General features: G+C 62.8%; 8 protein-coding genes. 7 read left to right on the forward strand and 1 reads right to left on the reverse strand.

Annotated features, from left to right (window positions below; all coding sequences use genetic code 11):
• A partial coding sequence (locus L9Z73_RS23490) for a response regulator (RefSeq protein WP_247406145.1) occupies positions 1-458 on the reverse strand: 458 nt, incomplete at its 3' end.
• A 413-nt stretch (positions 459-871) separates the two neighbouring features.
• Here L9Z73_RS23490 and L9Z73_RS23495 point away from each other — a divergent pair.
• From L9Z73_RS23495 to L9Z73_RS23525, 7 genes are all read left to right on the forward strand, one after another.
• Positions 872-1510, forward strand: coding sequence for a DUF1120 domain-containing protein (locus L9Z73_RS23495; protein WP_247406148.1), 639 nt, complete (start codon positions 872-874; stop codon positions 1508-1510).
• A gap of 44 nt (positions 1511-1554) precedes the next feature.
• A complete protein-coding gene (locus L9Z73_RS23500; RefSeq protein WP_247406151.1) occupies positions 1555-2175 on the forward strand; it encodes a DUF1120 domain-containing protein in 621 nt (206 codons plus the stop codon).
• A 67-nt stretch (positions 2176-2242) separates the two neighbouring features.
• Positions 2243-2869: a DUF1120 domain-containing protein gene (locus L9Z73_RS23505; RefSeq protein ID WP_247406154.1), complete on the forward strand. Its 627-nt coding sequence runs from the start codon at positions 2243-2245 to the stop codon at positions 2867-2869.
• A gap of 40 nt (positions 2870-2909) precedes the next feature.
• Positions 2910-3530: a DUF1120 domain-containing protein gene (locus L9Z73_RS23510; protein WP_247406157.1), complete on the forward strand. Its 621-nt coding sequence runs from the start codon at positions 2910-2912 to the stop codon at positions 3528-3530.
• A 55-nt stretch (positions 3531-3585) separates the two neighbouring features.
• Complete coding sequence (locus L9Z73_RS23515) at positions 3586-4212, forward strand: DUF1120 domain-containing protein (protein WP_247406159.1); 627 nt, start codon at positions 3586-3588, stop codon at positions 4210-4212.
• 64 nt (positions 4213-4276) lie between these two features.
• Positions 4277-4999 carry a fimbria/pilus chaperone family protein gene (locus L9Z73_RS23520; RefSeq protein ID WP_247406162.1) on the forward strand — a complete coding sequence of 241 codons (723 nt, stop codon included), beginning with the start codon at positions 4277-4279 and terminating at the stop codon, positions 4997-4999.
• 124 nt (positions 5000-5123) lie between these two features.
• Positions 5124-6181: fimbria/pilus outer membrane usher protein (locus tag L9Z73_RS23525; protein ID WP_247406165.1), on the forward strand; the 1058-nt coding region annotated here is incomplete at its 3' end.

Genomic DNA, 6181 nt, shown 5'->3' on the forward strand with positions numbered 1-6181 from the left:
ATGCGCGGGCCGGGCAGCCAGTCGCCGAGCACTTGGCGCAGTTGTTGAAAGGTCACGGGTTTGGCCAGCCAGGCATCCATGCCGGCGGCCTGGCACTGCTGGATTTCGCGGGTTCCCAGCGTGCCGGTGAAGGCGATGACCGGCACGCGCTCCGTACCCGCGCGCTGTTCCCGGCAACGCAGTTCACGGGTCATGGCATAGCCGTCCATCACCGGCATCCGGCAGTCGCTGAAAATCAGGTCGACGCGGGTGACATCCAGAATCGCCAGCGCGGCCTGGCCCTGCACACACACTGCAAAGGCCAGCCCCAATCGCTCCAACATCGCGCCCATCAGCAGGCAGTATGCGGGGTGATCGTCCACCAACAGCACCGTGAGTTCGCGCCAATGCCGCGTCAATGGGGGCTGCGCGCCCAGGTCATCCCCTGCTCGGTCGCCTGGGATAGGGCCTGATGACATGACTACCTCAACTTCAAGAAGCGCGCGGCGCCGGGATCGACAACCTCGACGGCCGACAGAACCTGCGCCGACAGATGGGCGAGGGTTCAAGCGCTGATGCTCACATCTGTTCGAATGGGCCGTGAAGCTGTATCGGCGGGGAAGCTATTCGAAATAGGGTGAATGAGCGATACAACAACTACGAAATCCTTATATTTCCTACAGACATTAAAACGAGTTCCGACAAGTCGATTGTGCGTGTGCGACATCCGCTCAATGTCGTATTTGTTGTATTTGCCAGACGCCCTCCCCCCGATAAATTGCCCGGCATCCCAAGAGCGGGACGCGACCGGCCATTCCAGTCGGTCGCAACGCAACTGCCAAAGGGCCCCCCAGCCTCTTGGCAGTCAGCTTTGCACCGGAAGCGTTATCACATGAAAAAGTCCCTAGCCGCCCTCACTGCCGCCATCGCCCTTGTCGGCAGCGGCATGACGTTCGCCGCCAGTACCGTGGAGCTGACGGTCACCGGCTTGATTACCCCAAGCGCCTGCACGCCGACACTGTCCGGTAGTGGCAAGGTGGATCACGGCAAGATCGCGGCAAAAGACCTCAACCCCACCGCCCCAACCAAACTGCCCACCGCCCGGTTGCAATTGAGCGTGGACTGCGAGGCCCAGACCCTGTTTGCGTTGCGCAGCACCGACAACCGTCCCGGCTCGTCAATGGACGGCCAAGGCGGCAGCGGCTACGGCTTGGGCCTGATCAACAACCTGCAGAAAATCGGCATTTTCTGGATCTCCCTCAGAGACCCGGTGGCCGATAACGTCGCCGTCGAGCCGATCGAATCGTTGGATGGCGTGAGCTGGAGTGCCATCGACGACGTGATGTGGATGAGTGAAAAGCTGGCGGCGTTTGGCGACGGCTCGACAGGCCAGAACCGTAAGCCGATCCCGATCAAGAACGTGGTCACCGAGATGCTGATCGACACCACGATCGCCGCCGCCAACAACCTGGACCTGAGCAACGAAGTACTGATCGACGGCTCCGCCACGATCGAAGTCAAGTACCTGTAACTCATCATCCACGCAGGGCATTGCCCACAGAGGTTGTTCATACCATGCATAAATATTTCCCCGCCCTGCTGGCGAGCCTGCTGCTGACGAACGTGTCCAGCGCGTTGGCGGCCAGCCAGATCGACCTGAGCGTGACCGGCGTCATCACCCCCAAAGCCTGCACGCCGGGCTTGTCGGATGGCGGCACCGTCGACCACGGCAAGCTGACCTCGCGCGACCTCAACCAAGACAGAGACACGCTGCTGCCCCGCAACACCCTGCGCCTGAACGTGCAGTGCGAAGGCTCGACGCTCTTTGCCTTGACCACCATCGACAACCGCCACGGCACAGCGGTGATTCCCAACCACCACGGCCTGGGCACGACCCCCAACGACGAGAACCTGGGCAGCGTTTCGCTGACGTTGAACAACCCCGTGGCAGACACCCAGGCCGTGCGCACCATCGTGTCCCTGGATGGCGGCACCACCTGGGCCCCCGGTACGCAGTTGGGCCACCTCAACCTGCTCGCGGTGGCCGCAGTGGACAACACCACTCAGCCAATGGCGGTGACGGTCTTCGACGCGGACATCGTGCTCTACACCCGAATTGCCCGCGCCGATGGCCTGACCCTCACCGACGAAGTCAACGTCGACGGGCACGCGACCCTTGAGATGAAGTACCTGTAACACCCGTAAAACCCTGTCCCTCCCTGGACACCCTGTATTCCTATCCATCCCTGGAGCTTCACCCGTCATGAAAAAACTACTGCACACCAGCATTGCCGGTGTACTGATCGGCTGCGCCTTCCCGGCGTTTGCCGCCTCCACCGTCGACCTGGCTGTCACAGGCCTGATCGTGCCGTCGGCGTGTACGCCAACTCTCTCGGCCAGCACCGTCGACGTAGGCCGGGTTTCGGTCAAGGACCTTAACCAGGACACCCGAACCTTTCTGACCCCGACCACCTTGACGCTAAGCGTCAACTGCGAGGCCTCAACGCTGTTCGCCATGAAGGCTACCGACAACCGCTCCGATTCGGCAGCCGCGATCAACGAACTTGGCATCGGCAAGACCGCCGCCGGGGAGCGCATCGGCGGCTACTGGCTGATGCTCAGTAACGCCACAGCCGACACGACTGCCGTCCAGATGATCGGATCTACCAACAACGGCGGCTCCTGGTTTCGCTTTAGGGAAGACGACGCCTGGGGAACGACTTACCTGCTCTCGATCGCCGCAGTCGGTGCAGGGTCGGTGCCTATCCCGGCCCAAAACACGCAGATGGCGCTCTCGGTCAACCCGTTCATCAACCCGGCAAAGAACGTGACCATCAACGAAGACACGCTGATCGACGGCTCGGCCACGATCGAAGTCAAGTACCTGTAACGCCATGACCTTCACTCAATCCGCCAAGAGCATTTCCGTCATGAAGACCCCGATAAAAACCCTGATCGCCTGCTGCCTGATCGGCAGCTTTTCACCGGCATTTGCCGCCTCCACCGTCGACCTGACCGTCAAGGGCCTGATCGTGCCGTCGGCGTGTACGCCAAGCCTTTCAGCCAACACCGTCGACGTGGGCCGGGTTTCGGTCAAGGACCTTAACCAGGACACCCGAACCCAACTGACCCCGACCACCCTGCAATTGGGCATCGACTGCGAGTCAGCGACGCTGTTTGCCATGCAGACCACCGACAACCGTGCCGACTCCGGCGCCAACGGTGAATATGGGATCGGCAAGACGATCCCCGGTGAGCGTATCGGCGGTTACTACATGAGCCTCGACAGCGGAGTCGCCGACGGGGCTGCCGTCACGCCTATCTTCTCGTTCGACGGCGTTACCTGGGCCACCATGGATCCGGACACTGGCTGGTCAACAACCATTATGGTTTCGATTCGCGACCCCGGCGCAGCGCGAGTCCCTGTCCCTGCCAAAAACACGCAGATGGCGCTCTCGGTCAACCCGTTCATCCTCCCGGCAAAGAACATGACCATCACCGAAGACACTGCGATCGACGGCTCAGCCACGATCGAAGTCAAGTACCTGTAACCCACCGCCTTGCCCGATGCCCGTACCACCCGTTCAACACCAGGTAGCTCACCCCATGAACCTGCTTACTCGCTTGCCGACATTCGCCTTTATGTTCACGGCAGCGCCCTTGGCCTTCGCCCTCTCCATTGTGGAGTTGGAGGTCAACGGCCGAATCACCCCCAGCGCGTGCAACGTATCGCTGTCGGACAACGGCCTGGTCGAGCACGGCAAGATCCTGGCGACGACGCTCAACGCCAGCGAGTTCACGGTGTTGCCGAACCAGCTAATGGGCTTGAGCATCAGTTGCGAAGGCCCGGTGTTGTTCGCCTTGGTGGGCATCGATAACAAGCGCGAGTCATCGCTGGCGCCGGATTATTTTTATGGGCTGGGCGTGAACCCCCACGCACCCGGCGAACGCCTGGGCTCGGTCAGCCTCTCGCTGCGTGGGCCGGTAGGCGACTCGCAGTCGATGCAAACCCTGACCTCATCCGACAACGGCGGCACATGGTCACCGGAGCCTTACGTGTATCCGGGCCTGTTCATGGGCTTTGCGCGCGTCGGCGACACGCTGCCCGCGCCGATCCGGCAATTGGTGGCCTCCCTGCGGGTCGACACCTCGATCAGCCCGGCTAACACCCTGACGCTCCAAGAAGAGGTGCCCCTCGATGGCTCGATCACGCTGGACCTGCGTTACCTCTAACACCGCACCGCCGACGCCCCGGTCACGCACCGTGCGCTCGGCGGCCCATTTGAAGAGCCCTGCTATGAACCTGATTTTTTCCGTTTGGCGCGCAATGCCGCGCCTCTGCTGCGTGGCATTGGCCGTACTCGGCGCCAGCGTCGCGCGTGCCGACGGCATGGTCCCGGACACCTCGGTGGTGATCGTCAACGAGGCCGATGGCGAGGCCACGGTCTCGGTCACCAACACCGACAACAAAATGGCCCTGCTGCACGTGACCCTCGAAAACATCCCCGAGGACACTGACACGCTGTTGTTCGTGACCCCGCCGCTGACACGGGTCGAGGCGTCCAAGAGCCAATTGGTGCGGTTCATCCTGCAAACGCAGGCGCCGCTGAAAACCCAACGCCTCAAACGCGTGATTTTCGAAGGCATGCCCGCCCAGCGCGACCCGGCCAAGGCCGGGCATGCCCAAGTGGGCGTGACAGTCCGCCAGAACCTGCCGGTGATCATTCACCCCAAGGGGCTGGCGCCCAATCGCACGCCGTGGCTGGGCCTGGAATGGACCTTGAAGGCCGATCAACTCAGCGTCCACAACCCCTCCCCGTATGTGGTGCGCCTGGCCCAGGAGCTGCAACTGCTACCCGGCAACGCTTCGGCGATGCTGCCACGCACGTACCTGCTGCCGGGTGAAACGCTGACCGTCACCGCCAACGGGGCCAGGGCCGGGGCCACCACCGTGCGCCTGCAACCCGCCACGGTGTACGGCTTTGCAGTCGCGCCCCACGACGCGCCCATAACCCTGTGATGCGACGGCGCCCAGGGATGCAACGGCGCCTCTATAACGAAGTGGCCGCCTACTGAAGGCCACCGGGAAGGTCTGGCGCGATAAGGAATCGAGTCGGGCACTTCCATTATCTGAGTGCATTTGTGTGAACACAGTCATCCATTTCCGTGACGGCAAAGCCGTGCCTGGCGTTTCACCGCGCCTGGCATTGCTGGTGCTGACGCTCAGTCAGGGGCTGCTGACGAACCTGGCATGGGCACAAACGCCGTCGTCGACAGGTTCCTTTGACCCACAGACCCTGCTCCAGCGCGGCATCGACCCTGAACTCGCCAACCTGCTGATGCAGGCCCCGCGTTTTACCCAAGGCCGCCATGCGCTCAACCTGACGGTCAACGGCCAGCGGCGCGGGCGCGTCGATGTCAGCGTGGATCAGCACGGCGCCACATGCTTCGACCCACCGCTGCTGGACGCCGCGCAGTTGGTGACGCCGTCTTCGGGCCCCGCCGAGGAAAGCAGTTGCTACGCCTTTCTCCAGCAATACCCGCAAACCGTGATCGAGCATGACCCGGCCAACCTGAGCCTGAACCTGGTGGTGCCCACCCAGGCCCTGCGCCCGGTCACCCAGGACATTTCCGGCTATCAGACCGGCGGGTTTGCCGCGCTGCTCAACTACGACGTGACCGGCCTGTACAACCACTACGGCGACGACTCCAGCCGCTTCGGCTCGGCCAATACCGAGGTCGGTTTCAACGCCGGCGACTGGATCGTGCGCAGCCGCCAGGTGCAGACCTGGCAAGACAGCGCCTCAAGCACCACCCACCTGGACGCCTACGCCCAGCGCACCTTCGCCAGCCATCAGGCGGTGTTGCAGGCCGGGCAGATCAACCTCTACAACCCGGTGCTCGCGGGTGCGCAAATCACCGGCATGCAAGTGCTCACCGAACAAGCCCTGCAAGACCAGAACCAGAGCGCGACCATCAACGGCATCGCCAACGGCCCGGCCCAGGTGGAAGTGCGCCAGAACGGTACGTTGATTCACTCCACCGTGGTGCCCGCCGGCCCGTTCAGTTTGAGCAATGTGCCGCGCCTGAATGGGCGCTCCGACGTCGAAGTCACGGTTAAGGAAACCACCGGCGAAGAACGGCGCTTCACCGTGCCCGCCGCCATGCTCGGCCTGGGCCTGCCCGCGCCCGGTTACTCGGT

The organism is Pseudomonas emilianonis (assembly GCF_023072625.1).
Lineage (GTDB): Bacteria > Pseudomonadota > Gammaproteobacteria > Pseudomonadales > Pseudomonadaceae > Aquipseudomonas > Aquipseudomonas paraveronii.